Annotated in this window: 24 protein-coding genes; 10 read left to right on the top strand and 14 right to left on the bottom strand. The window is 56.3% G+C overall.

Going from position 1 to position 22,755, the window contains the following annotated elements; translation table 11 throughout:
• The first annotated feature begins 10 nt into the window (after positions 1-10).
• The gene (locus tag B5J99_RS19745) at positions 11-304 is read left to right on the top strand and encodes a hypothetical protein (RefSeq protein ID WP_245991700.1); all 294 of its coding nucleotides are present in this window, start codon (positions 11-13) and stop codon (positions 302-304) included.
• 81 nt (positions 305-385) lie between these two features.
• Here the strand turns inward: B5J99_RS19745 and B5J99_RS00895 are convergent, their stop codons facing one another.
• From B5J99_RS00895 to B5J99_RS00910, 4 genes are read right to left on the bottom strand one after another with little or no spacing between them, the layout of a single operon-like run.
• Entirely contained in the window at positions 386-1,147 is a 762-nt protein-coding gene (locus B5J99_RS00895) for an SDR family NAD(P)-dependent oxidoreductase (protein ID WP_162892677.1), read from the bottom strand.
• Between the two features lie 5 nt (positions 1,148-1,152).
• On the bottom strand, positions 1,153-1,674 hold the full coding sequence (locus tag B5J99_RS00900) for a cupin domain-containing protein (protein WP_117351156.1): 522 nt from the start codon (positions 1,672-1,674) through the stop codon (positions 1,153-1,155).
• 13 nt (positions 1,675-1,687) lie between these two features.
• Entirely contained in the window at positions 1,688-2,359 is a 672-nt protein-coding gene (locus B5J99_RS00905; RefSeq protein WP_117351157.1) for an EthD domain-containing protein, read from the bottom strand.
• On the bottom strand, positions 2,352-3,296 hold the full coding sequence (locus B5J99_RS00910) for a fumarylacetoacetate hydrolase family protein (protein ID WP_117351158.1): 945 nt from the start codon (positions 3,294-3,296) through the stop codon (positions 2,352-2,354). The genes B5J99_RS00905 and B5J99_RS00910 overlap by 8 nt, the downstream gene beginning before the upstream one ends.
• Positions 3,297-3,460: 164 nt before the next feature.
• Between B5J99_RS00910 and hisD the strand changes: the two genes are divergently transcribed.
• The 6 genes from hisD to B5J99_RS00940 are packed head-to-tail and all read left to right on the top strand — an operon-like array spanning position 3,461 to position 8,353.
• Positions 3,461-4,792: a histidinol dehydrogenase gene (gene hisD, locus B5J99_RS00915; protein WP_117351159.1), complete on the top strand. Its 1,332-nt coding sequence runs from the start codon at positions 3,461-3,463 to the stop codon at positions 4,790-4,792.
• Positions 4,789-5,721, top strand: coding sequence for an alpha/beta hydrolase (locus B5J99_RS00920; RefSeq protein ID WP_117351160.1), 933 nt, complete (start codon positions 4,789-4,791; stop codon positions 5,719-5,721). The genes hisD and B5J99_RS00920 overlap by 4 nt, the downstream gene beginning before the upstream one ends.
• Positions 5,718-6,485, top strand: a complete 768-nt coding sequence (locus B5J99_RS00925) for an SDR family NAD(P)-dependent oxidoreductase (protein WP_117351161.1) — start codon at positions 5,718-5,720, stop codon at positions 6,483-6,485. Before B5J99_RS00920 ends, B5J99_RS00925 begins: the two co-directional genes overlap by 4 nt.
• A gap of 10 nt (positions 6,486-6,495) precedes the next feature.
• Positions 6,496-7,647: an alpha/beta hydrolase family protein gene (locus B5J99_RS00930; protein ID WP_117351162.1), complete on the top strand. Its 1,152-nt coding sequence runs from the start codon at positions 6,496-6,498 to the stop codon at positions 7,645-7,647.
• 11 nt (positions 7,648-7,658) lie between these two features.
• The gene (locus B5J99_RS00935; protein ID WP_117351163.1) at positions 7,659-8,066 is read left to right on the top strand and encodes a VOC family protein; all 408 of its coding nucleotides are present in this window, start codon (positions 7,659-7,661) and stop codon (positions 8,064-8,066) included.
• Positions 8,063-8,353, top strand: a complete 291-nt coding sequence (locus tag B5J99_RS00940; RefSeq protein ID WP_117351164.1) for an antibiotic biosynthesis monooxygenase family protein — start codon at positions 8,063-8,065, stop codon at positions 8,351-8,353. The genes B5J99_RS00935 and B5J99_RS00940 overlap by 4 nt, the downstream gene beginning before the upstream one ends.
• A 141-nt stretch (positions 8,354-8,494) precedes the next feature.
• Here the strand turns inward: B5J99_RS00940 and B5J99_RS00945 are convergent, their stop codons facing one another.
• Positions 8,495-9,571, bottom strand: coding sequence for an FAD-dependent monooxygenase (locus B5J99_RS00945; RefSeq protein ID WP_245991701.1), 1,077 nt, complete (start codon positions 9,569-9,571; stop codon positions 8,495-8,497).
• Between the two features lie 187 nt (positions 9,572-9,758).
• Between B5J99_RS00945 and B5J99_RS00950 the strand changes: the two genes are divergently transcribed.
• From B5J99_RS00950 to B5J99_RS00960, 3 genes are all read left to right on the top strand, one after another.
• The gene (locus tag B5J99_RS00950; RefSeq protein ID WP_117351166.1) at positions 9,759-10,676 is read left to right on the top strand and encodes an NAD-dependent epimerase/dehydratase family protein; all 918 of its coding nucleotides are present in this window, start codon (positions 9,759-9,761) and stop codon (positions 10,674-10,676) included.
• A gap of 12 nt (positions 10,677-10,688) precedes the next feature.
• Positions 10,689-11,696 (top strand): LysR family transcriptional regulator, encoded by a 1,008-nt coding sequence (locus B5J99_RS00955; protein ID WP_245991702.1) that lies wholly within the window; start codon positions 10,689-10,691, stop codon positions 11,694-11,696.
• A 125-nt stretch (positions 11,697-11,821) separates the two neighbouring features.
• Positions 11,822-12,910, top strand: coding sequence for a VOC family protein (locus tag B5J99_RS00960; protein WP_083231221.1), 1,089 nt, complete (start codon positions 11,822-11,824; stop codon positions 12,908-12,910).
• A gap of 18 nt (positions 12,911-12,928) precedes the next feature.
• On the opposite strand, the gene B5J99_RS00965 is transcribed toward B5J99_RS00960, so the two are convergent.
• From B5J99_RS00965 to B5J99_RS01005, 9 genes are all read right to left on the bottom strand, one after another.
• Positions 12,929-13,957, bottom strand: coding sequence for an aromatic ring-hydroxylating oxygenase subunit alpha (locus B5J99_RS00965; protein WP_117351168.1), 1,029 nt, complete (start codon positions 13,955-13,957; stop codon positions 12,929-12,931).
• Between the two features lie 85 nt (positions 13,958-14,042).
• Positions 14,043-16,373, bottom strand: coding sequence for a TonB-dependent receptor (locus B5J99_RS00970; protein WP_117351169.1), 2,331 nt, complete (start codon positions 16,371-16,373; stop codon positions 14,043-14,045).
• A gap of 370 nt (positions 16,374-16,743) precedes the next feature.
• The gene (gene pcaF / locus B5J99_RS00975; protein WP_117351170.1) at positions 16,744-17,949 is read right to left on the bottom strand and encodes a 3-oxoadipyl-CoA thiolase; all 1,206 of its coding nucleotides are present in this window, start codon (positions 17,947-17,949) and stop codon (positions 16,744-16,746) included.
• On the bottom strand, positions 17,946-18,737 hold the full coding sequence (locus B5J99_RS00980; protein ID WP_117351171.1) for an alpha/beta fold hydrolase: 792 nt from the start codon (positions 18,735-18,737) through the stop codon (positions 17,946-17,948). Before B5J99_RS00980 ends, pcaF begins: the two co-directional genes overlap by 4 nt.
• Complete coding sequence (locus B5J99_RS00985) at positions 18,737-19,399, bottom strand: 3-oxoacid CoA-transferase subunit B (RefSeq protein ID WP_069049310.1); 663 nt, start codon at positions 19,397-19,399, stop codon at positions 18,737-18,739. Before B5J99_RS00985 ends, B5J99_RS00980 begins: the two co-directional genes overlap by 1 nt.
• Positions 19,399-20,106, bottom strand: coding sequence for a CoA transferase subunit A (locus tag B5J99_RS00990; RefSeq protein WP_069049221.1), 708 nt, complete (start codon positions 20,104-20,106; stop codon positions 19,399-19,401). Before B5J99_RS00990 ends, B5J99_RS00985 begins: the two co-directional genes overlap by 1 nt.
• 17 nt (positions 20,107-20,123) lie before the next feature.
• Positions 20,124-20,915: a benzoate diol dehydrogenase BenD gene (benD, locus tag B5J99_RS00995; protein WP_117351172.1), complete on the bottom strand. Its 792-nt coding sequence runs from the start codon at positions 20,913-20,915 to the stop codon at positions 20,124-20,126.
• Complete coding sequence (gene benB / locus B5J99_RS01000) at positions 20,908-21,393, bottom strand: benzoate 1,2-dioxygenase small subunit (RefSeq protein ID WP_117351173.1); 486 nt, start codon at positions 21,391-21,393, stop codon at positions 20,908-20,910. Before benB ends, benD begins: the two co-directional genes overlap by 8 nt.
• Complete coding sequence (locus B5J99_RS01005; protein ID WP_117351174.1) at positions 21,390-22,736, bottom strand: Rieske 2Fe-2S domain-containing protein; 1,347 nt, start codon at positions 22,734-22,736, stop codon at positions 21,390-21,392. Before B5J99_RS01005 ends, benB begins: the two co-directional genes overlap by 4 nt.
• Between the last annotated feature and the right edge of the window lie 19 nt (positions 22,737-22,755).

Genomic DNA, 22,755 nt, shown 5'->3' on the forward strand with positions numbered 1-22,755 from the left:
TGGCATCCGGTTGACTATCAACATCGTCCGCATCGCCACTCAGCCGGGCTGGTCGCTAGAAGTCGTGAACGAAAACAACACATCGATCGTGTGGGACAGTGCATTCCCAACTGACCGCGCCGCCGATCCTGCATTCCGCAAGGCACTCGCCGAAGAAGGCCCGGAGGCATTCCTCGACGACCGATTAGGAGCCTCACCGCGTCATGCCGCGGCTTGCACCGGATGGATACCACCATCTTTGCGTTCAGCTGCGACTGGCAACGCAAGGCGCACCCGCCAAAATGTGCCGACAGGCTATTTTTGATGGCTTATCGTAAAGCACTTCCAAATGCACACCAATGGTCGAGCATGAAAAATGTGCGCAAAAACGATGGCTACCGCCCGGTCATGACCCGTCACTGATCAGCGTGCCACCATCCACAACAAGATTGTGACCGGTAATGAAACCGGCCGCAGGAGAAGCGAGGAAAACAGCAGCACCGGCGACTTCGGTAACTGTCCCCGCCCGCCTAAGCGGCGTCATGGCCAAGCGGCGTTCCATGAACTGGGTTTTGGCCATCAGGGGTCGCGACAAGTCTGTTTCGATAAACCCAGGGGAGATAGCATTGACGCGAATTGCGCTGGGTCCGCACTCGACAGCGAGGTTTCTCGCGAGTTGAGCTACACCAGCCTTTGCCAGTGCATAACTGTTCAAATGACCGTTGCCGCGCAACCCAGCAAGGCTGGACATCAGGATCACCGAGCCGCCTCCCGCTGCAGTTATATGGGGGAGCGTAAGGTTGCAAAGCATGACCTGGCTCCTCAGATTTATTGCCATGACGTGTGCGTAATCGGTCATGTCTATCCCCGAAAATGGACCAGCCGTTCCAGGAATACCCGCATTGCACACCAACACATCGAGATGGCCGTGTTCCGATAGTGCAAAATCGACAAGCCGCAGCAGGTTTGCATCATCACTGACATCACATGGCAGACCCGGGACAGCTAGCTCGCGTGACGTCCGCTCAGTATCTGCGCGATCTTCGCTAGAAACCACGACACGGGCGCCTGCTGCAATCATTGCTTCTGCAATTGCACGCCCAATACCACGTGTTGAGCCCGTGATAATGGCCGACCTGCCCGCCAGCGAAAACAGTCCATGCATCATCAAGGTCACCGATAGTCTTCAGTTGCTGCCGGCTTATGCTCCGAAAGTGGACGACCATCATGCACATATGCCGGCGCCTCGATCAGAATGAATGCGATGCGGCAAACCTGTTCGGTTGTGTTACGCCAAAGGTGATTGGTACCGCGTTGCACAATGACGCCGCCCCGACGAACGGTTTTCTTTGCCCCATCGTCGAGTTCCAGTTCAATCTCGCCCTCGAGCACGATGCCATAATCGATCGAATTCGTGCGATGCATTGGGCTCTCTTTTCCAGGGAGCATGTCCACGATCCGGATCACCGACCCCCCTTCCAAGGTAAGCCCCGCTTCGCGCTCCCGCCCGTCAGTCTCGTCGTTGTTATTGGCCGGTACAGTTTCGGTAGTCCAGATCAGAAGAAATGAAGCGTCACCGGACGGAATGAGTCTTGTGGGCGTCAGATCCTCTGACTTGAATACGGCGCGCCCCTTTTCGTCATGACCAGTGACAATCCGCTGGACAGACGGCAATCCGGAATCTGAAAGTTTCATAAAATCTCCAAAATCAGACGAACCGCACGGGTTCCGTCAGGAGCATTTTCGTGTCTACCGCACCAAAATGCGCATGCGCCTGGTGGACAATGGATGCCGCCAAGCCAGAAAGATCGGACGTGGCAGTCAACCCGATTTCATCGAACTGTGAATACGGAAACGTGCCTTCAATTGGTCTTGAGATGTTCATGGCGGCACCATGCAAATCAAATTCGACATGTAGATGGCCAATTTTCTCGTCCCATCCGGCACATTGCTTCGACGTGGCGGTTCGAAAAACGAACAGCTTTAACGGAGCGTCATCGGCGCCCGGTACAATCGCCACTTCATCCGCTAGAAGAGCGACCGATCCGATAATCTCCCGAAAATTGTCCTCATCCGGACCGATGTTCTCACGATAGGCGGCGTTTGCCTTTGATGAGGCAAGGTCAGTCATCGATGGCAGCCGGATGACAGTTACTGCATCGCGATCCTGCAGGGGAGCCAAGGCCAGTGAGCTTGGAGCATCCTGTACATAGTGATGCACATAGCCCGAGAACCTGCCGGAGACATCCGGTTCGGCTACGACCATCGGCCCATGCACCTTCTCCAGGTGCTGCCGAAGTCCTGCTTTCGTTAAGCCGGCACGGGTCCGCGGCAATATCACGAGCTTTACCGGATCCAAACCAATTGAGCTCTCAGCCACGAACCACCTGCTGGTCTATTACGCCAAAAACCGCCCGTCCGTCGGCATCAAGGGCTTCCATCCGGACCTTGTCACCAAACGCCATGAAGTTCGTTTTCGCTTCTCCCAGATCAATGACCTCAATACCCCGCCTTTCAGCGATGCAGGAGGACCCAACCTCGCGAAAGTTTTCATTGGACACCGTTCCCGAGCCGACGACTGTTCCGGCAACCAGATCGCGCGTCCGTGCAGCGTGGGCGACCAGTTCATGGAAGCCATGGCCCATTGGTTCGCCATTGGCTCTTCCAAACGGCGCTCCATTCCATTCTACAGCGAGATCCAGACAGACCCGGCCATTTCGCCAACTCTCGCCGAGCTCGTCCGGCGTAACCGCAAACGGTGCCATGGCACATGGTGGTTTGGCCTGTACCCAACCGAAGCCTGTCTTCATTTCGGGCCCGGCCAGCGCTCTCAGGGACCAATCGTTGATCTGCACGACGAGTTTGATGTGCTGCATGGCATCCTTGGCTGTCGTTCCCATAGGCACAGCATCCACAATGACGCCAAACTCGCCCTCGAAATCGATGCCCAGCGCCTCGTCCGGAAACTTCACATCATCATGCGGGCCATAAAACTTGTCGGAGACGCCCTGATACATAAGCGGGATCGTCGTCTCGATGGGATCAATGCCCAGCACTTGGCACATCAGATCGCCATGGCTCTGGAACGCTGATCCGTCGAGCCATTGCCATGCGCGCGGCAGCGGAGATGCAAGGCTGTGTAATTCAAGTTGTTCGGGAAAAACCTTCAACGCCAGCAGCACTGGCTCTACCTCTACCCATTGCTCTAACGCTGCTTGAAGAGTGTTGACGGGCGCCGGAGCAAACCTCAGCCCATCGGGAGAAACCACGATCAGTCGACCATCTTTCGATCCATCACGCACAGTGGCTAAACGCATCTTTGAATTCTCCTGATGATGCTCAAGCTTTGCCGATAGGGCGCGCTCCGAGCCGGAACAAAGGCATTTGGTCGATAGGCTTGCATCGATACTATCTGATGGTCGGCATCCCAGTCCTCATGCAAAGGAACCTTCAACACCAGTCCACATTGCGGGAGAATTCGATGGCCCGATGGCTAAAGCGCGGCGAAACCGCAGATGTTAAAGCGCAATCGGATCGCAAAGTGCGTGACATTGTGGAAGCAGCATTGCTCGACATCGAACAGCGCGGTGACACGGCGATCCGCGATATGAGCATAAAGTTCGATGGCTGGGATCGGGAAGATTACAGGTTGTCGCAGTCCGAGATCGACATGGCGGTAGAAAGCCTTTCGCCCCAAGAACGCAAGGACATCGAATTTGCCCAGACGCAGGTTCGCAATTTTGCGCAGATCCAGCGGGGATCGATGCTCGATGTCGAAGTGGAAACGATGCCTGGGGTGGTTCTGGGGCACAGGCATGTGCCGATCAACGCTGCTGGCTGCTATGTTCCCGGCGGCAAATATCCGCTTCTGGCCAGCGCCCATATGAGTGTCATCACCGCCAAGGTGGCAGGAGTGCAGCGCGTTGTGACCTGTGCGCCTCCGTTCCAAGGCAAGCCAGCTCGTGCAATCGTTGCTGCACAGGCTATGGCAGGAGCTGACGCCATCTATGCTCTCGGCGGCATTCAGGCGATCGGCGCAATGGCTATCGGAACCGAGAGCATCGATCCCGTCGACATTCTCGTTGGCCCCGGCAACGCCTTTGTGGCCGAGGCCAAGCGCCAGCTGTTTGGCCGGGTCGGGATTGATTTGTTTGCCGGACCAACTGAAACTCTCATCATTGCTGACGAGATCGGATGTGATCCCGAGATGGCCGCGACAGATATTCTCGGTCAGGTTGAACACGGCCCGGACAGTCCGGGAGTCTTGCTCACCAACAGCGAGAAGTTCGCACTTGCTACCATTGCGGAGATTGAGCGCCTGCTCCAGATTCTTCCTACCGCCGATTATGCCCGCAAGGCATGGGAAGCATTTGGCGAGGTCATCGTAGCTGATGATTATGCCGAAATGGTCAGCATCGCTGATGATATCGCCAGCGAGCATGTACAGGTGATGACAGCAGATCCTGATTTCTTCTTGAACAACATGACCAACTACGGCGCTCTGTTCCTCGGTGCTCGTACCAATGTTTCTTTCGGCGACAAGGTTATCGGCACCAACCACACTTTGCCTACGAAAAAGGCTGCGCGCTATACCGGAGGGCTATGGGTCGGCAAGTTTCTCAAGACCTGCACTTATCAGCGGGTTCTGACTGATGAGGCATCGACGCTCGTCGGCGAATACTGCAGCCGGCTTTGTGCTCTGGAAGGCTTTGCCGGTCATGGCGAGCAAGCCAACATTCGCGTTCGCCGTTTTGGCGGGCGGAATGTTCCTTACGCCGGTCAAGCGGAGCCCAGTGAGTTGACAAGGGCATGAGAACGAACTCGCTGCTTGATCCTCAACTATCCTCGCTGTTCGAAGGTGCGCCCAACCCTGCCTTCACACTTGCAGCCCTGCCGATGTTGCGCAAGGCAATGGCAGGCACGCCAATTGCGCGCGAAGATTTGCATGTCGCCGCGCATTATCTCGATCGTGAAGACGGAACAGCATTGCGTATTGTCGTCATCCGGCAGCGATCCATCACTGGACCCGCGCCAGTAGTTTTGCATTGCCACCCCGGTGGCTGGATTCTCGGCACACCAGAAACCAGCACCTCAACGCTGGTCGATATTGCCCATAATCTGCCCTGCGTCTTGATATCCGTCGATTATCGGCTCGCTCCGGAGCATCCCTATCCGGCGGCCCATGACGATGTAATGGCAGCGCTCCAATGGATCCGTCTACATGCAAAGGCGCACGATTTTGATGACAGACGCATCATGCTGGTTGGGGAAAGTGCAGGAGCAAACATTGTCGCCGGCATAGCCCTTAGGTGCAGGGACGAAGAAATTGACGACGGCATTGTTGGACTGTCAATGGTCTATTCGCCGCTGGACGATCGAACCACCTCCCGGCCAGTCCATCCCTTTGCAGGGTCTATCGGACTGGGTGCCGAGCACATAAGATTCGCCTGGGCAAGCTATCTCGGCAACTTGCCGTCTGACAACGTATCGTCCTATGCATCGCCAGGAAGGGCCGTCGGCTTGCGGGGCCTGCCCCCGGTTTTCCTTGCAACAGGTGCTATTGACCCGGTCATTGACGAAAACCTTGAATTTGCTCAACGCCTGATCAGAGACGGTGTTTCCACCAATCTTCACGTCTTTGCAGGCGCGCCTCACGGGTTTGACCGGGCTGAAGATGCACAGGTGACAGTCCAACTCCGCAAGCTGCGCAGAGAGCATCTTGGTCGGTGCCTAGCACTATGACTTCCAGCATCCCTGTTCCTCAGACACCATCTTTTCGCCTGGATGGAAAGCGCGCAGTTGTGACGGGTGCGGGTCGCGGCATAGGCGCAGCTGCGGCTGCTGCACTGGCTCAGGCAGGCGCAATCGTGACCATTGTTGCCCGATCCGCAGAAGAGGTTCGAAACGTGGCAACGAGCATCGGCGGGGGAGCGATGGCATCCACGCTGGACGTGTCGGACCTTGAAGCCGTCGAGTCCTTTTTCGCAGCCCAAGATCCATTCCACATTCTCGTAAACAATGCTGGGACGAATCGTCCAAAACCCATGTGGGATGTCACGCCAGCCGATTACGAGGCTGTGCTGGGCCTGAACCTGAAAGCGGCATTCTTCGTGGCACAGGCTTGTGCCAAACGAATGATCGCAACTAATACGCAGGGGGCGCTAATCCATATGAGCAGCCAGATGGGCCATGTTGGTGGGCCAAACCGTAGCCTGTATTGTGCCAGCAAATGGGCAATGGAAGGCATGAGCAAGAGCTTCGCGCTTGATCTTGCTCCGCATGGTATCCGATCAAACACGATCGCTCCTACCTTTATCGAAACACCGATGACAAAGCCAATGTTCGAAGATCACGAGTTCCGGGCAAGTGTGCTCTCAAAGATCAAGCTTGGTCGCATAGGCACGCCCGAAGACCTGATGGGTGCAGTATTGTTTCTTGCATCCGATGCGGCTGCCTTGATGACCGGAACCAGTCTCGTTGTCGACGGCGGCTGGACTGCTGAATAGGACCAAAAAAATGTTTGAACCGTTTCATGGAAATTACGTCTGGAACCTTGGTATTAATCTCGCGCTGATTTGTGGCGGAAACCACGGTGAATTGGATGAAGTTTGCCGTCCCGTGCGCGAGGCCGCCAAGGCCGGTGCAGATGCCGGTTCTGCGCAGTTGTTCGACAGCTGGATCGCCGTTGCCCACCAGGTTGCGCGCAATGCGGCCCGGGATGAAGAGGACGGCTTTCTCCTGTCCGCCGGGGCTAAATACTTGCGCGCTTCGGGATATTACCTCGGTGCCGAACGTTTGCAAAGCCGGGACTATGCGCCCCGCTGGGAAGCCTACGACCGGGGCCTTGAGCTCTATTACAAAGGTGCCAAGCTACGCGGCCTGCATGTCGACAAGGTCGAGATCCCTTATGGAGACAGCGCCTACAACGCAATTTTTGTCCATGATGGCTCAGGGGTTGCCCGCCCCACACTCGTTGCAGTCAACGGCCTGGATTCCATGAAGGAACAAGTAGACATGGCCGGCCATGGCGCAGTCAATCTTGAACGCGGCATCAACACGTTGTTCCTTGACCAGCCAGGCACTGGCGAGGCGATTCGAAAGCGTAACCTTCCGGCCGTTTTCGATTCCGAACGCTGGGGTAGCCCGGCCTTCGATTATCTTTTGACACGCAACGACGTGATCCACGGCCAGGTTGGAATCTTCGGCCTATCTTTTGGAGGTTATCACGCCCCTCGCATTGCCGCGAATGATCCACGCTATGCCTTGTGCGCCGTCATGGGAGCGAACCACGTGTGGGGCAAGCGACAGCGCGAGCGCCTTTCGAATGAGGGGGAAAATCCCGTACCGCATTACTGGGACCATGTCATGTGGGTGTTCGGATTTGCAGACCGAGATGAATTTCTCGCTTATGCAGATCAGATCACACTCGATGGACAGGTGGAAAAGATCCGGGTGCCGTTCCTGATTACGCATGGTGAGAATGACCGGCAAATTCCCGCATTCAACGCCCAGATGTCGTATGATCAGGCCATCAACAGCCCCAAAAGAACCTTACGCATGTTCACCAAGGCCGATTTCGAGGTGGAGCACTGTGGCGCGGACAACGGGACTGGAATGCGAGATTATATCGCAGACTGGTGCGCCCAGACGTTCGCCGAAATGCAATAGTCGCGACAGACATGACCGATTTCAGATTTCATCATGGTGGCGTCTCCGTGCCCTCGCTTGCTGAGGCGATCGAGTGGTACGACCGTGTGCTTGGTTTCAAAGTGGAGCGAGAGTTTCGGATTGCTGCTGCAAAATCACGCACAGCGATGCTTCGTAAGGGGCCACTGAGATTCGAAATCTTCGAAGTTGAAAATGCTGATCCGTTGCCAGCTGACCGCAGCCATCCGGCTCGCGATCTTGCGACGCATGGCAACAAGCATATCGCATTCTGCGTAGAAGACCTCGACGCCTTCCTGTTGGAAATGACCGAAAGGCGGGCCGATGTTGCCATGGTCGTTCGCGAACCGTTCGGCACAGGTTGCTTTATTCGCGACTGTGCAGGCAATCTGATTGAATTTGTCGAAGAGGATGCAACATGATCCACGAAATTGCGACGATCACTATCGATCCTGCACAGGCAGCAGAGTTTGAATCTGCAGTTGGAAAAGCCCAGCCTCATTTCGAAGCGGCGAGAGGTTTCATTTCGTTCACATTACAGAAATCAATCGAGAACCCCGGACGCTATCTGCTGATTGTCGGTTGGGAAAGCGTTGACGCCCACATGATCGACTTCAGAAATTCGGAAGGGTTTCAGACCTGGAGGACTCTCGTCGGAAAGTACTTTGGCTCGCCGCCTTCGGTGGAACACACGCAAATCGTAATCTGAAATGCGGCATTGATTGTTCGCTTCACATCTTGGCGATCCTTGCCTTTTGGGGTTGCTCACCGGCTTGCCGAGCACTGGAACACCGGTGACAGAGTGGCAAAGGCGATCCGATATGCGATGATCCATTATGCGCCCATTGCATCAGAACGGAGCATTCAGACGGTGCAGCGCGGCTCCCAGAAGCTCAGCATGGACCTTAGGATCACCATGCTGCAATTGCAGCTTGCCGACCGCAACGCTGGTTTCGATAACGTCCCTGCACCGTTCATATCGGCGTTCCTGATATGCGCGCAGCGCTGAAGTTACATTGTTTGTCCGAGCAAGCTCCTCGGCCAAAACAATTCCACTCTCGACAGCCATTCCAGCACCTGATGCAAGGTGAGGCGTTGTGGCGTGCGCCGCATCGCCCAGCAAGACGACACGCCCGTGGTACCAATCTTTCGGTTGCAGAGCAGCAGAAAGCGGACGGTAATTGATCCAGTCGCCAGGTGTCATATTGTCCCTGATCCAGCCGGCATTGCCTCCAAAGTCGGCTAGCAGGCTCTTCAGGGTGACGAAGAGCTCCTCGTCGCTCATATGTTCATCCCGATCGATATGTGGCGTCAGCATCCACATGTAGACCTTCTCTGGCGCGCAGACCGTTATGCCGCACGGGCTTGCGTGACCGAGGAAAAACTCGCCCGTTTCGAGTTCAGGAGGCTTGCGGATCGAAATACGCCAACAACCCTGTCCAGTCGGAAGTGCCGGCCCCATATGCGGAAACACAAGGTCCCGGACACTGGAAAATACGCTATCTGCACCAATCACAAGATCGTATGTTCTGCTTTGTCCATCGGTGAAGGTGACGTCTGAAAAATCTTCTGAAGTCTTGATAGCCGTAACGCTCAAACCGAGACGCACTTCAATATCAAGTTCGCGAACTCGCATCTGCATGATGCGGTGCAAGACTGGCCGCATGATGCCGCCGGTAGCCGGGAGGCCTTCTTCGATAGCTGGCTCGTCAAGATCAAGCAGGTGAGTACCATCATACTCGAACAAACGTATCTTGCTTGTGATAGCACCCTCAGCCTTGATAGCCTCAAGCAGACCAAGCTGCTTGTAGGCCCTTAGGGTTGGTCCGGTGATAGTGATGCCAGCACCATACACCCGCCATTCAGGGTCAATGTCGATCAGCTCTACCGCCACTCCCCTTTCTGCAAGGCTGATGGCTGCGGCCATGCCGCCAATTCCTCCACCGACGACAAGCGCCTTGGTGATGCTCCCGATCCGATCCACTGTCATAGCGTCTCATCTACAGAATGGCGGCCGACAGACAAATTGGTCCTGTCAATAGGCTTCAATCGACACAATCGTTGCGACTGCGCTTCCGTCCCCTGATATTTCCCGGCCCAAGATTGGAGATAGCATGAGGATAATTATAACAGGCGCCGGAGGGTTCGTCGGCCGGGAGATCTGCTCGCAGTTGTTGCGGCGAGGAGACCAGGTGACGGGCCTCGATATCAACACAGACGGTATGCTCCCAGGCGTCATAAAGGTGGAGGGGGCTCTTTCAGACGCGGCGGCAAGGGCAGATTTCCTGGATGCCGATTTCGATGCGCTGATACATCTTGCTACTGTTCCAGGGGGGGCAGCAGAAGCAGACCCGTCAGCATCTAGGCGCGTAAATGTCGATGCCATGTACGACCTCCTGCTAGAAGCCGAAGGGAGAAAGCCTGGAGTGCGCGTCGTTTATGCTAGCTCGATCGCAGTGCTGGGTGACACGCTGCCTGCCAAAGTGGACGACCAAACTCCGCTTTCACCCAAAATGATCTACGCCGGTCACAAGGCAATGATGGAAGATGTCGTTGCAATGATGTCCAACCGCAGCGCGATCGATGGCGTAACAGTGCGGCTGCCAGGAATTCTGGCAAGACCCAAGGGCCCTTCAGGAATGAAGTCGGCGTTCATGTCTGACCTCTTTCACGCACTAAAAAAGGGCGAGGCCTTTGAGTGTCCGGTTTCGCCTGATGGCACCATATGGGCGCAATCAGTGAAAAAGTGTGCTGAGAATTTCATACATGCCATCGCCTTGGATAGCGTGCTTCTACCACCGACGCGCGCTGTAACGCTACCCGCAATCAGAATTTCAATGGAGCACCTCGCAGCCGAAATTGGCGAACAATGCTCATTCCCGCCCAGTCTTGTAAGCTACAACCCAGATTTGGCGCTGGAAGCTGCATTTGCTCGCCAGCCATTACTAGAGACCCCTGCTGCCGAGCGTGCAGGTTTTGCGCACGACGGAAATCCTGCTACGCTCGTCGGCAACGCCCTATCTGCAATATAAGGGGCGAAGGAGATGGCGATGCGGTTCGGAAGGCTCGATCTAAATCTGCTTGTCGCACTGGATGCCCTGCTGACCGAACGGAGTGTAAGCCTTGCAGCAGACCGGCTCTGCCTTTCGCAGTCGGCAACTTCCAGTGCTCTTGGAAGGCTCCGCGAGTATTTCGAAGATGACTTGCTGGTTCTGAAGGGACGCAGCATGATACTGACGGCGCGTGCTGAAGAGTTGATTGACCCGGTTCGGGCCGTTCTTGAACAGATTCGGACGACGGTTGCTGTCGCACCACCATTTGACCCTGCGACGGCTGACCGGGTCATCCGCATCATGGCATCGGATTATTCCACTGAGGTATTGCTGGCAACCGTGATCGCCGACCTTGAGACGGAGGCTCCGAATATACGGATCGAAATTCACCCCATGCACGACTCCCCAATAGAGGCAATCGAGAGGGGATATATCGACCTGTTGCTGACGATAGACTACGCCATATCGGCCGATCACCCCAGCTTGCTCATTTTTGAAGATGATTATGTGGTGGTAGGCGACCAGAACAATCCTGCCATGGCTTTGCCAATGTCCAAGGACCTGTATTTTGAACTGGGTCATGTGACAGCACGTTTCGGAAAAACCAGAGTTCCTGCATTTGATGACTGGTTCGTACGTCGTCAGAAACAGCAGCGGCGCATCGAAGTCGTAGCTCCGACATTCCTGTCAATTCCCCGCCTCATCGTGGGTACCAAGCGCATCGCTACCATGCATCGCCGAATGGCCCGCATTTTCAGCCAGTCGATGCCTTTGGTCATGCGCGAAATTCCTTTTGCGATTCCGCCGATCCGCGAGACCGTTCAATGGAACATCGCGCATAATAACGACCGGGCATTGAGGTGGATGGTCGAGCGGCTCCAGGCTGCCGCAGGCGCGCAGGTCCCAATTGTTCCCAATGTTGTGGCCTTGCACGCAGACGGCGGCATAGACCGCTCCGAAATCGAGGTAGAGTACCGAATGAACCATCCGCAACGCTGAGCCGCTTTTCGGCGCTGCAGCATGGTCGGCATCCAGCGCGTCGATAGAAAGCGTCCGAAAACATCCGCTTCTGGACTTCGATCGGTTGGGCCACAACGATGGCTTGACACAGTCCCGGAGTTTGTATGTCTATTGAATCGTTGCAGCAAGTACTTGGCGTTGAAAGCGTGTTGTTCGGCGTGGCCGATGTTGCCGAGCACACCCGTTTCTGGGCAGATTTTGGACTCCCGCTGGAATTTGCAAGTGACATTGAAAGCATTTTCCGCCTCCAGTCGGGGAGCCGGGTGATCGTGTTGCAACACGGCGACCCTCGGCTGCCAAGCCCGGATCCGTTCGATGGCGACGGCATCAAGGAAACCGTGTGGGGCATCGATACGGCTGAGTCGCTGGAAAATATCGCCACGAGCCTGGCTAGAGAGGTGGAGCTTCGCTACGACGCCGATGGTACTGTCCATTGCGTATGCCCTGATGGTCAACCCATCGCGCTGCGCGTCTGGACCAAGCGCGCCGTGGTGTCAGAGGCCAGCCCGGTCAATACCCCTTCGAGCTGGCCGCGCTTCAACCAGCATCGCATATGGCGCAAACGCGCCATCCCTAAAACTATCAACCACGTGGTGTTCTTCTCACCCGATTACGTCGGCAGCTTCGAATTTTACGAACGACACCTTGGCTTTCGCTATGTCGATCACTCCAAGGGCACCGGCATTTTCGCTCGAGCCAGTGGCACCTACGAGCACCACTCAATCTTTTGGGTAAACTGCGACCTTCCCATAGCACCCGATCATTTCAAGTTCATGCATATCGCGTTTGGCTGCGACGACATCGACGAAGTCATGCTCGGGGCGAATATCATGGACAACAAGGGTTGGAAGAACACGACGATGAATACGAGCGGAGGCATATCGCGCCACCGCATTTCGAGTGCCATCTATTATTATTGCGAGATTCCTGGACGCGCTGGCGAAGCTGAGTATCATGCTGATACTGATTATCTGGATGATAACTGGGTTCCGCGTGCTTGGGATTTCAAGTTTGGTTCGTTGCTATGGTCTCACAATGCACCCGCGATATTCCGCGGCGATGATATTCCGTGGGACATGGTTTTCGATGCTGATCGTCGAAGCTTTGAACCTTATCGTCGCGAAAAGCCGGGCAAGCAACCGATAGACGGCGACCTCGCAAAGCTGACGGCAGATGATGAGCATGCAATTTGACGCGCCGCCCAAGGCGGATCATGGGTCGACGGCATTTTCCTGCAATATCATTCGCTCCAGCATGCGTCGTGCTCGTGTTCCGCCTTGGTCGATGCCGAGGGAAACGGGTTTCTCCTTCCAGAAATCCCGACCTCGAACATTCGCGTATGCAGCTTCGATGATGGGTTTGTCTTCCATATCAAACGCGCTGGCGAACATGGTACGAAGCATTTCATCTGTGTCGGGGCTATCGAGATCATGGAAACGCGTAGATGACCAGAAATAGTGTGTAGTATCTTCGTCTGCTGGCGTAAGAATATGGGCCTGCGGGATTTCCAAGCCTGCACCACGATCCGCGCCATGGGGCGTCACGCCTACATTCAACCGCATGGTAGCTGGGGCATTCCAGCGCATGTCCAGCCAGTGGTCGACACGAGTATCTGCCGGAAAAACATCCTGCGCCATCGACGGTGGAGAAATGTTGGGCATCCACCAGTTGGAGTAAAGGGTCTTGCCGTCGACCTTCACCGAATGCTGGCCGGCAAAAATGACACCCTGGCCCGCGAAGGTACCTTTATGCACAAACTCGATATGCGACAGGTCCAGAAGGTTGTCAGTTCCATATTCATAGTTCGCGCGCATCAGCGTGTAGCCGCGGATCGTGCGGCTATGCGACGCATCTGGAATGAAGCTGAAATCAGGGATGCAGGTGAGGTCCGCTCGTTCTGGTGCGCCGCCCCAGAGCCAGACAATGTCATCCTTCACGACGACCTTGTAGCTTGGGATATCAGAACCCGCCGGCGCGCGATCAGAAAACGGATTGTAGACACACTTGCCTTCGGCAGAAAATGCCAGGCCGTGATATCCGCATACCACTCGGTCGCCATCGCGGACACCTCTGGACAGTGGCGCAAAACGATGTGGGCAGCGATCCAGGAGGGCGGCGACAGAACCATCGGCCAGACGAAAAAAGAAAATCGGTTTGTCCGCAATGCGACGGGCAAGCCCGGCAGGGCCGACCTCGTCGGCCCAACCGCCCATATACCAAGCATCCCTCAACCAGACCATCTGCCAGCCCCTAACGTGTAACTATGAAATCACCTGCGGTTGCACTTCACAACCACAGGTGATTGATGCTCAACCGAGATCGCGGTCAAAAGTTGAACGACGCCCGCAGGCCATAGGTACGTGGCGGGCGCAATACCGAGTAAACCGTCTGGAGGACGGGGCGCACGACGGTACCGCCAAGTATCGTTTCATCTTCGATGTTGTTCATGAACGCGGTCAGCGACCAACGCTTGTCCGGACCTTCCAATGTGACATAGGCATCCGACGTCATGTAGCCACCCTGCCGCTGCTCGGGCAGATATTCGATATTGGTGAAGCGGCTGGATTCAATTCGTGTGCGGGCACCGAGAACAAATGTCAGATCGCCTACCGGTATCTCGTGGTCATAGCCCAGATTCAAAGAGAACTTTGGAGAGTTGATCGTCGGGAACCCCGAGCAATTGATGTCAAACAGCCGTGAAGGAATTGGTGTTCCCGGGTTAGCCTGACGGCCGTTCGTGATCGCGCATCCATTGCGGATTGGCCCACCAGAGGCGGAAATCGCGGTATATGCCAGCGCCTTGTACTTGGCATTGAGATACTGGAAGTCGACCGAGAACAGGCCGTGATCGCCGACTTTGACGCGCAGTTCTGTATCCACCCCAAACATTCTGGCGCGACCGGCATTGATGGTAACGCCGCCAGGAACCGAAATAGGCCCTGACTGGACAGGTCCCACGAACGAGATCTGCTGGTCGGTATAATCCCAGTAGAACCCTTCGAGGTTGAGTTGAATGCGGCCGTTTAAGAACCGGTTTTTGGAACCCACAGTGTATGCAGTGAGCTTTTCCGGCCTGAACGTATTGTTCGGCGGGGAAGCTACGAAGAACCCTCCTGCCTTGAACCCGGTTGCGACGTTGGCATACAGGAGTGAAGCATCTGCGATGTCAGCTTCCACACCAAGTTTCCAGGTGAACCGCTTGAATTGCTGATCGCCAGCAAACGGTGCACCAAGCGGAGGAAGCACCACGCCAGGCAGACCGCCAGATGCAAGGGCTGTCAGCTGTGTGCGGTCCTCCTTGGTGTAGCGCCCGCCTGCGACAATTCGGAAGGTGTCGGTAACTGAATAGGTCCCCTGGCCAAAGGCAGCATAGCTCTTTGTGCCCAAATTGGGGGTGAATCTTGTCGTCGAGATCGTGCCCTGATCAAAGAAGTTGAGGGCAGACTGGTCTTCGTCGAAATAGTAGCCGCCCAGCACGTATTGGAAGGGCGAACTGCCATTCGAGGACAGTCGGACTTCCAGCGACGTCTGCTTGCTCACCTCATCCGTCCGGGTCAGAAAACCCGGCGCATAACCATCATATTTGTTATCGCTGCGTCGATATGCAGGGACGATCGTCAGTGTTGCAAAACCGAGGTCGCCCTCGATTTCAGCGCTGATTCCGTAATAATCTGAGTCTACAAAACCGTCTGCGCGTGGTGGAGCGACACATCCACTTCTCACAAAGCCGCCAAAGCCGCCACAGAAGGGCGGAGCGAACAGCGTGCCTGCGAATGCAGCGAGAGCTGCCACGCTGCGAGGGTCGGATCCACCAATCCTGCGTGAAAGTGCAGGAGCAGCATAGCCTGCACTCACTCCAACAGGAAATGCTGACCCTGGCGACAACACGCTGCCAATGCCCTGGCCACCTTGATGGAAATAGTCTGCAGACACGAGGATTGACCAGCCATCAGTCGGCTTTGCGAGGATGGAGGCGCGCACTGCCTGGCCGCTATCGTCCTGATACCCATCCGAAAGATAGCCATCACGATCGACGATCTGCGTCGCCAGACGCACCGCCACGTTCTCGCCAATCGGCAGGTTCAGAGCCCCCGCCAGCTTCAGGCTGTCGTAGTTCCCGTATTCGAACGTGGCATTTCCGCCAAATTCGCCAAGAATGGGCCTGCGGGGAATAACGTTGATTGCACCGCCGGTGGCATTGCGTCCGTACAGAGTACCTTGCGGACCTTTGACAACTTCAACTCGCTCCAGATCGTAGAAGATTCCGCCGAGCGATGAAGGCCGAGCGATAAAGACGCCACCGACATTCAGGGCAATCGCATTTTCCGCGAACGAGTTGCCTTGTTGCGAACCTACGCCACGCAGGTAGAGGCTCAGGGAGGTGCCTGCTGCAGGTTGGACGACAAGCGAGGGGACGAGACGTGACAGGCCGACAGCATCTGATGCCCCTGCGTTGATGATGGCATCCCCTGAAACGGCGGACACGGCTACTGCCACCTTCTGGAGACTTTCTTCACGACGCTGAGCTGTAACAACGATCTCTTCAAGCCCACCTGTTTCTGGTTGGCCTTGCGTCGCCTCTTGAGCAAGCGTGGGCGCCGATACGGATATTGCAGCAAGCGCGACGCTGCAACGCAGCACGAATCTGTTGGTCATATGCCTCCCCTAGATCTTTTTTTGAATTGATCGATTTGGGGTAACGCTCAGCTGCCAAGGCGACAAATTGCTTGTCTGGGATTGAAGCTATTCATTGCGTCGATACGCTCACCGTCAGCCTATCGTGGGACCGTTCCGAGGCCCCTGTTTGGCAATTTAGTCATTCACCTGTGTCGCTGACAGCGATCCTTGATGACTGCCATGGGTGGATGAGTGTCAAAGCAAGACAATCTGCTTTCGCAATCGCTTCCGAGGGCATGTAGCCAACATCGAGCCTACGCGCTCGGACCGCGCAGTATAGCTGTCGCTCGTTACGGCATCCATTCGTCCACTATATTTGAAGCGACCTTTTGAACCGACATGAGGATGCCTAAGCCCTCTCGATCAGGAGAGCTGCCCCTTGACCGACACCAACGCACATGAACGCAAGAGCAAAACGTCCTTTGATCCTGCGAAGTTCTTCGACCGCCGTCATGATTATCCGGGCACCCGACATGCCCAGCGGATGACCCAATGCTATGGCCCCACCGTTCGGATTTACCCGGCCGTCGGCGAACGGATCGATATCAAGTTCTCTCAGACTAGCGACGGCCTGACTTGCAAATGCCTCATTCAATTCGATCACGTCGAGATCGCTTACTACAAGGCCGCATCGCGATAATACCCTGAGTGCGGCCTCCACCGGGCCAATCCCCATGATGCGTGGGGCGACACCTACACTGGCCATGCCCAGTATCCGGGCGCGCGGGGTCAACCCGCACCTGCTTGCGGCTTCGGCAGTGGAAATGATCATAGCCGCTGCGCCGTCATTCAGACCAGATGCATTGCCCGCGGTGACAGTCCCATCGGTACGCACGATAGGCTTGAGTCGTGCCAGAGCGTCGAGGGTGCTGATGCGCGGGTGCTCGTCGCAGTCGAAAATTTGAGGCGGCTGCTTTGACCGCGCGATGTCCACAGGGTCGATTTCAGCTGCAAACCGCCCTGACCTGATCGCGCGGTCAGCCTTCTCCTGGCTGGCGCAGGCGAAGCGGTCCTGGTCCTCGCGGCTGACATTCCATTGCTCGGCCACATGCTCGGCGGTCTGCGGCATCGTATCGACACCATAGGCGGCTTTCATCGCCGGGTTCACAAAGCGCCACCCTAATGTCGTGTCCTCAATCATCTGAGTTCGGTCGAATGCGTTGCCGGCCTTGCCCAATACGTAAGGCGCCCGCGTCATGCTTTCGGCCCCGCCTGCAATGATGAGGCTGGCATCGCCCGATCGGATTGCCTGAGCCGCGATGCCGATGGCATTCAGGCCTGAGGCGCAAAGCCTGTTGACCGTAACGCCTGGCACTGTTTCAGGAAGGCCAGCCAGAAGCGCTGCCATCCTTGCGACATTGCGATTGTCCTCACCGGCCTGGTTGGCACAACCAAGAATGACGTCGTCAATATCAGCGTCCGCGAGAGTGGGGTTGCGCCGCAGCAATGCGCGGATGGGCAGCGCCGCCAGATCGTCTGCACGAATAGCGGAGAGCGAACCGTTCAGCTTGCCGATAGGTGTACGAATGGCATCGCAGATGAAGGCTTCGTTCATGAATTCATCGCCCCTGCAAAAAAGGCGGTTAGATGCGCCGCCAGAGATTCTGGTGCTTCGAGCGGCGCAAGGTGCGCCGTCGGCAACCTCACATGTCTGGAGCCTGCAATGCTGGCCAAAAGATAGTCGCCATGACCTGGAAGCGGCGTCGAGCTATCAAGATCGCCTGTCATTACCGCAGTGGGTTGCGCGATAGCGGTTATCCGATGGGCGATATCCATGTCGCGAATGGCAGCAGCGCAGCCTGAATAGCCAGCAGGATCCATTTTTATAAGGCCGCGCCGGATGCTCGCTGCGACTGCAGGCTCCCGCGCGGTAAATTGTTCGGACAGGAAGCGTCCCATCAACAGATCGACCAGGCCTAGCATACCGCTTGTGCGAACCTTGGACACACGATCTGCCCATGCCGCTTTGTCCATGGTTGCAGACGTACAGATCAACGCCAGCGCATCACACCGCTCAGGCTGTGAAAGCGCCATTTCCATGGCGATCATGCCGCCGAGAGACACCCCGGCAATGGCAGCCGAAGACAAACCGGCAGCATCCATCGATCCAAGCACGTCGCTTGCCAGTGCGCCAAGCGTGTAATCACCGCTGACGATGTCGGAGGCACCATGACCCCGGGTGTCGATGGTCAGCACCCGGAACGATTTACGCAGATCCGGCAGGCAGGCAGCCCACAGTCCCATATCCGTACCGATCGAATTCAGCAGGACGAGTGCTGGAGCTTCGTCACACCCTTCAAGCTTCCAGTAAATCCTGGGCCCAGTTTGCGTGCTGAACGGCATCAGTTCTGTCTTGCTGCCGCAAAGGTTGAAACATCGATAGGTGCTCCGGTTTTGCTCAGCACCTCGTCTACCGTAACATCCGGCGCCAGCTCGACTAGCGTAAGCCCACCTTCCTTGCGATCGACGGAAATCACGGCCAGGTCCGAGACAATCAGGTCCACCACGCGGCGTCCGGTCAACGGAAGCGTACACTTTTCAAGGATCTTGGGCGCACCCGACTTGGCTATGTGATCCATCACAACGACGATCCGTTTGACCCCGGCGACGAGGTCCATCGCGCCTCCCATGCCCTTCACCATCTTGCCGGGAATGGTCCAGTTGGCGAGATCGCCATTCATGCCGACTTCCATTGCTCCCAGAACGGCCATGTCGATATGACCGCCGCGGATCATCGCGAAGCTGTCTGCCGAGGAAAAGAAGCTGGATGTAGGCAGAGCCGTGATAGTCTGCTTGCCGGCATTGATCAGGTCAGGATCCGCTTCTCCTTCATAAGGAAATGGTCCGATGCCAAGCATGCCATTTTCGCTCTGCAAGGTAACTTTCATTCCCGCCGGAACGTAATTCGCCACGAGCGTGGGAATGCCAATACCCAGATTGACGTAATCGCCATCGTGGAGTTCCATTGCAGCACGCGCCGCCATCTGATTGCGGTTCCATGGCATCATGCGATCTCCCGTGGACGGACCGTCAGCTTCTCGATGCGCTTTTCGTTGATTGTGGAAAGCACGATGCGGTCGACATATATGCCCGGAGTGTGGATGCAGTCGGGGTCGAATGTGCCCGCAGGCACGATTTCCTCCACCTCGACAACGGTGACTTTCGCTGCGGTCGCCATGTTGGGATTGAAGTTGCGCGCAGTACGACGGAACATCAGATTGCCTTCCGGGTCAGCGCGCCAAGCCTTGATGATTGCAAGGTCTGCCCGCAGCCAGGTTTCGCGCACGTATTCTTCTCCCTCAAACACCTCGAGAGGCTTTCCTTCGGCGACCAGTGTTCCAACGCCAGTACGGGTGTAAAATGCGGGGATACCTGCGCCCCCTGCCCTGATCCGCTCGGCGAGAGTCCCTTGCGGATTGAGCTCCAGATCGAGATCTCCTGAAAGGTAGAGGTCTTCAAAGAGCTTGTTCTCACCGACATAGGACGAAATCATCTTTCGAATCTGGCGACTTTCGAGCAGCATCCACAGGCCGAAACCGTCAGCGCCGGCATTGTTCGAGATCACCGTCAGATTGCGCACCCCTGCCTTACGAATTTCGGGAATCAAGCTTTCGGGGTTTCCGGAAAGGCCAAACCCGCCGGACATGATGGTCATGCCGTCAAAGAGAACTCCGGACACTGCAGCTGCAGGGCTTGAATAGATTTTTGACATAGGTTTGCCTTTTGCAATCAGCCAAGGTCGCCGCCGGCGACAGGCAGGACGGTACCGGTGATGTAGCTTGCCTCGTCCGATGCGAGGAACAGGATAGGTGCAATCTGCTCGTCAAGCGTTGCATACCGCTTGAAGAACGTCGAACTGGTCACCTGCTCGACTGCCTCGGCCATCCAAGCCTGCTCTTGTGCCGTGTCGCCCTCAGCATTGCGCGGCACTATGCGGGCTGGCGCTGCGGTACCACCTGGAGCGGTAGCAACAACCCTTATCCCCTGCTGAGCATATTCCATCGCCAGGCATTGTGTGAGTGCATTAATACCGCCCTTCGAAGCCGAGTATGGCCCACGACGGATGCCACGGGTTGCATTGGAGGAGACGTTTACGATCGTCCCGGACTGCTGCGCCAGCATGGACGGGAGAACCGCATGGCAGCAGTATAAAGTTGGCATCAAAGAGCGGCGGATCTCGGCATCGATCTGATCGGCCGTAAATTCGGCAAACGGTCGCATCCGGATTGCTCCGCCAACATTGTTGATCAGAATATCGATCCTGCCAAACAGCTCGATTGCCTTGGCCATCGTTGCGAGCGCGCCTGCATGGTCCTCCAGGTCAGCGAGAAACACGTGAGCTGAAGACCCTATTTGAGACGCAACTTCGCTTACCAAATCGGCCCGGTCGACAAGGAGGACTTGCGCTCCTTCCGCTGCGGCCCGCACCGCCACGCCGCGTCCGATGCCTTGCGCAGCGCCTGTCACGACCATGAATTTGCCTGCGAAACGACCGCGGAAGGGCTGTGCTGGCTCAGACATGGTAAACGTCAATGACCTGGTGAATGTAATCGTTCTTCAGCACTATTTTCTTGGCGCAGATCCTGAAGTCGTTGCTGGCGCGCCGCAGCGTGCAGAAGGTAGTGCCAAAGAACTGGCTAGTCGCCTTGAAGCGGTGGCTCAGCGTGTGCCAGTTGTAGCGCAGATCGATTTCGCCGCCGCGGTCTTCCAGCAGCTCGATGTTGGCCAGCATGTGTACCGTGCGCGGCTCCGGGGTGCTTGCACTCGAACGTTCCGTTTCGATGCGGTAGACCCGGTCTTCCAAACCCTGACGGTTGGCGTAGTAGATCAGCGAAATCTGGCTTTGAGGATCAGTGACCAGTTCATCGTCATCAGTCCATGCCGGCATCCAGTATGTGCAATCCGGCGTGTAGCATTCGAGCCATTCCTGCCATTGCCTGTCATCGAGCAGCCGTGCCTCGCGATAGAGGAACGCTTGCACTTCGATTAAAGCGCTCATGCCATCTCCCCCGAGATACGATCGCCGCGATCAAGGCCGCCTAGCAGCGCCTTGGCCCAGTATTCGTGCTGGCGGACGAACAGACCTTCGTCCTCGCTACGCTCGCTGCTGAGTAGCGGGTTCATCCCCATGGCAAGGGCATTCTCATCGGGTCCCTCGATCCAGCGCTTTGCTCCGCGACTGAGGTCGTTCCAAAGACCGCCAGCGCCGGCATAGGACGTCTGGCACGTGCGAAATTCTTCAAGATCATCCGGCGTTCCCATGCCCGAAACGTTGAAGAAATCCTCATACTGCCGGATCCGTGTTTCCCGCAGTTTCGCGCTCTCGCCCTTGGGTGCAAAGCAGTAGATTGTCACTTCTGTATGGTTCACGTCGATTGGACGGACGACGCGGATTTGCGTCGAAAACTGGTCCATCAAAAACACGTTGGGATACAAGGCAAGATTGCGGCTCTGCTCGACGATGAAACGCGTGCGGTCCTTGCCCAGTCGGTCTTCGAGTTGCTCCTTGTGTGACCATACAGGCCGAACCTCAGGATTGAGCACCTTGGTCCAGAGCAAAATATGGCCATTGTCGAACCCGTACACACCGCTGACAGCCTTGGACCAACCGTTCGCATCAACCGCTTTTGTGCCCCCTTCGGCACGCCGACCCATGGTCTTGGCATAATTGTAATGAACCGAACTGACGTGGTAGCCGTCGCAGCCATTTTCCATCTGCAACTTCCAGTTTCCGTCAAAAATGTATGACGAGCTGCCAGCCAATACCTCGATGCCGTCCGGCGCCTGGTCGACTATCTGGTCGATGATTACCTTGGTCTCGCCCAGATATTCATCCAGCGATGCAACATCGGCATTGACGCTGCCAAACAGGAAGCCCCGGTAGCTTTCGAAGCGTGCCAGACGGGTCAGGTCATGCGAACCATCGACGTTGAACGAGGCTGGGTAGGCGCCGGTTGCTTCGTCCTTGGCCTTGAGCAATCTTCCGTCGTTCGTAAAACTCCAGCCATGGAAGGGGCACACCAACACCCGTCCGCTGCCGCGCTTGCGCCGGCACAGCATCGCACCTCGATGGGAGCAGGCATTGATGAAGGCATTGAGCGCGCCATCCTTGGTGCGGGTAATGACGACTGGTGTCCTACCCACCGTCACTGCCAGCCAGTCGTTGGTCGTTGCAATCTGGCTTTCGTGTGCCAGGTAGACCCAGTTGCCTTCGAAGATGTGCGCCATTTCGAGTTCAAAAAGATCAGGATCGGTGAAAATGTCCCGCCGACACCGGAACTGCCCGGTATCCGCATCATCGACAACCGCCGTTTCGATCCGAGCCCTGAGTGATGCTGACATGCTACCAGTCTCCTCTGTA

Origin of the sequence: Blastomonas fulva, from assembly GCF_003431825.1 — a bacterium.
GTDB classification, from domain to species: domain Bacteria; phylum Pseudomonadota; class Alphaproteobacteria; order Sphingomonadales; family Sphingomonadaceae; genus Blastomonas; species Blastomonas fulva.

Bases quoted from the DNA above. Each gene is read 5' to 3' on its own strand.
- B5J99_RS00895 (WP_162892677.1), bottom strand. From the start codon at position 1,147: ATGATGCATGGACTGTTTTCGCTGGCGGGCAGGTCGGCCATTATCACG.
- B5J99_RS00900 (WP_117351156.1), bottom strand. From the start codon at position 1,674: ATGAAACTTTCAGATTCCGGATTGCCGTCTGTCCAGCGGATTGTCACT.
- B5J99_RS00910 (WP_117351158.1), bottom strand. From the start codon at position 3,296: ATGCGTTTAGCCACTGTGCGTGATGGATCGAAAGATGGTCGACTGATC.
- hisD (WP_117351159.1), top strand. From the start codon at position 3,461: ATGGCCCGATGGCTAAAGCGCGGCGAAACCGCAGATGTTAAAGCGCAA.
- B5J99_RS00920 (WP_117351160.1), top strand. From the start codon at position 4,789: ATGAGAACGAACTCGCTGCTTGATCCTCAACTATCCTCGCTGTTCGAA.
- B5J99_RS00925 (WP_117351161.1), top strand. From the start codon at position 5,718: ATGACTTCCAGCATCCCTGTTCCTCAGACACCATCTTTTCGCCTGGAT.
- B5J99_RS00930 (WP_117351162.1), top strand. From the start codon at position 6,496: ATGTTTGAACCGTTTCATGGAAATTACGTCTGGAACCTTGGTATTAAT.
- B5J99_RS00935 (WP_117351163.1), top strand. From the start codon at position 7,659: ATGACCGATTTCAGATTTCATCATGGTGGCGTCTCCGTGCCCTCGCTT.
- B5J99_RS00940 (WP_117351164.1), top strand. From the start codon at position 8,063: ATGATCCACGAAATTGCGACGATCACTATCGATCCTGCACAGGCAGCA.
- B5J99_RS00945 (WP_245991701.1), bottom strand. From the start codon at position 9,571: ATGGCCGCAGCCATCAGCCTTGCAGAAAGGGGAGTGGCGGTAGAGCTG.
- B5J99_RS00950 (WP_117351166.1), top strand. From the start codon at position 9,759: ATGAGGATAATTATAACAGGCGCCGGAGGGTTCGTCGGCCGGGAGATC.
- B5J99_RS00955 (WP_245991702.1), top strand. From the start codon at position 10,689: ATGGCGATGCGGTTCGGAAGGCTCGATCTAAATCTGCTTGTCGCACTG.
- B5J99_RS00960 (WP_083231221.1), top strand. From the start codon at position 11,822: ATGTCTATTGAATCGTTGCAGCAAGTACTTGGCGTTGAAAGCGTGTTG.
- B5J99_RS00965 (WP_117351168.1), bottom strand. From the start codon at position 13,957: ATGGTCTGGTTGAGGGATGCTTGGTATATGGGCGGTTGGGCCGACGAG.
- B5J99_RS00970 (WP_117351169.1), bottom strand. From the start codon at position 16,373: ATGACCAACAGATTCGTGCTGCGTTGCAGCGTCGCGCTTGCTGCAATA.
- pcaF (WP_117351170.1), bottom strand. From the start codon at position 17,949: ATGAACGAAGCCTTCATCTGCGATGCCATTCGTACACCTATCGGCAAG.
- B5J99_RS00980 (WP_117351171.1), bottom strand. From the start codon at position 18,737: ATGCCGTTCAGCACGCAAACTGGGCCCAGGATTTACTGGAAGCTTGAA.
- B5J99_RS00985 (WP_069049310.1), bottom strand. From the start codon at position 19,399: ATGCCATGGAACCGCAATCAGATGGCGGCGCGTGCTGCAATGGAACTC.
- B5J99_RS00990 (WP_069049221.1), bottom strand. From the start codon at position 20,106: ATGTCAAAAATCTATTCAAGCCCTGCAGCTGCAGTGTCCGGAGTTCTC.
- benD (WP_117351172.1), bottom strand. From the start codon at position 20,915: ATGTCTGAGCCAGCACAGCCCTTCCGCGGTCGTTTCGCAGGCAAATTC.
- benB (WP_117351173.1), bottom strand. From the start codon at position 21,393: ATGAGCGCTTTAATCGAAGTGCAAGCGTTCCTCTATCGCGAGGCACGG.
- B5J99_RS01005 (WP_117351174.1), bottom strand. From the start codon at position 22,736: ATGTCAGCATCACTCAGGGCTCGGATCGAAACGGCGGTTGTCGATGAT.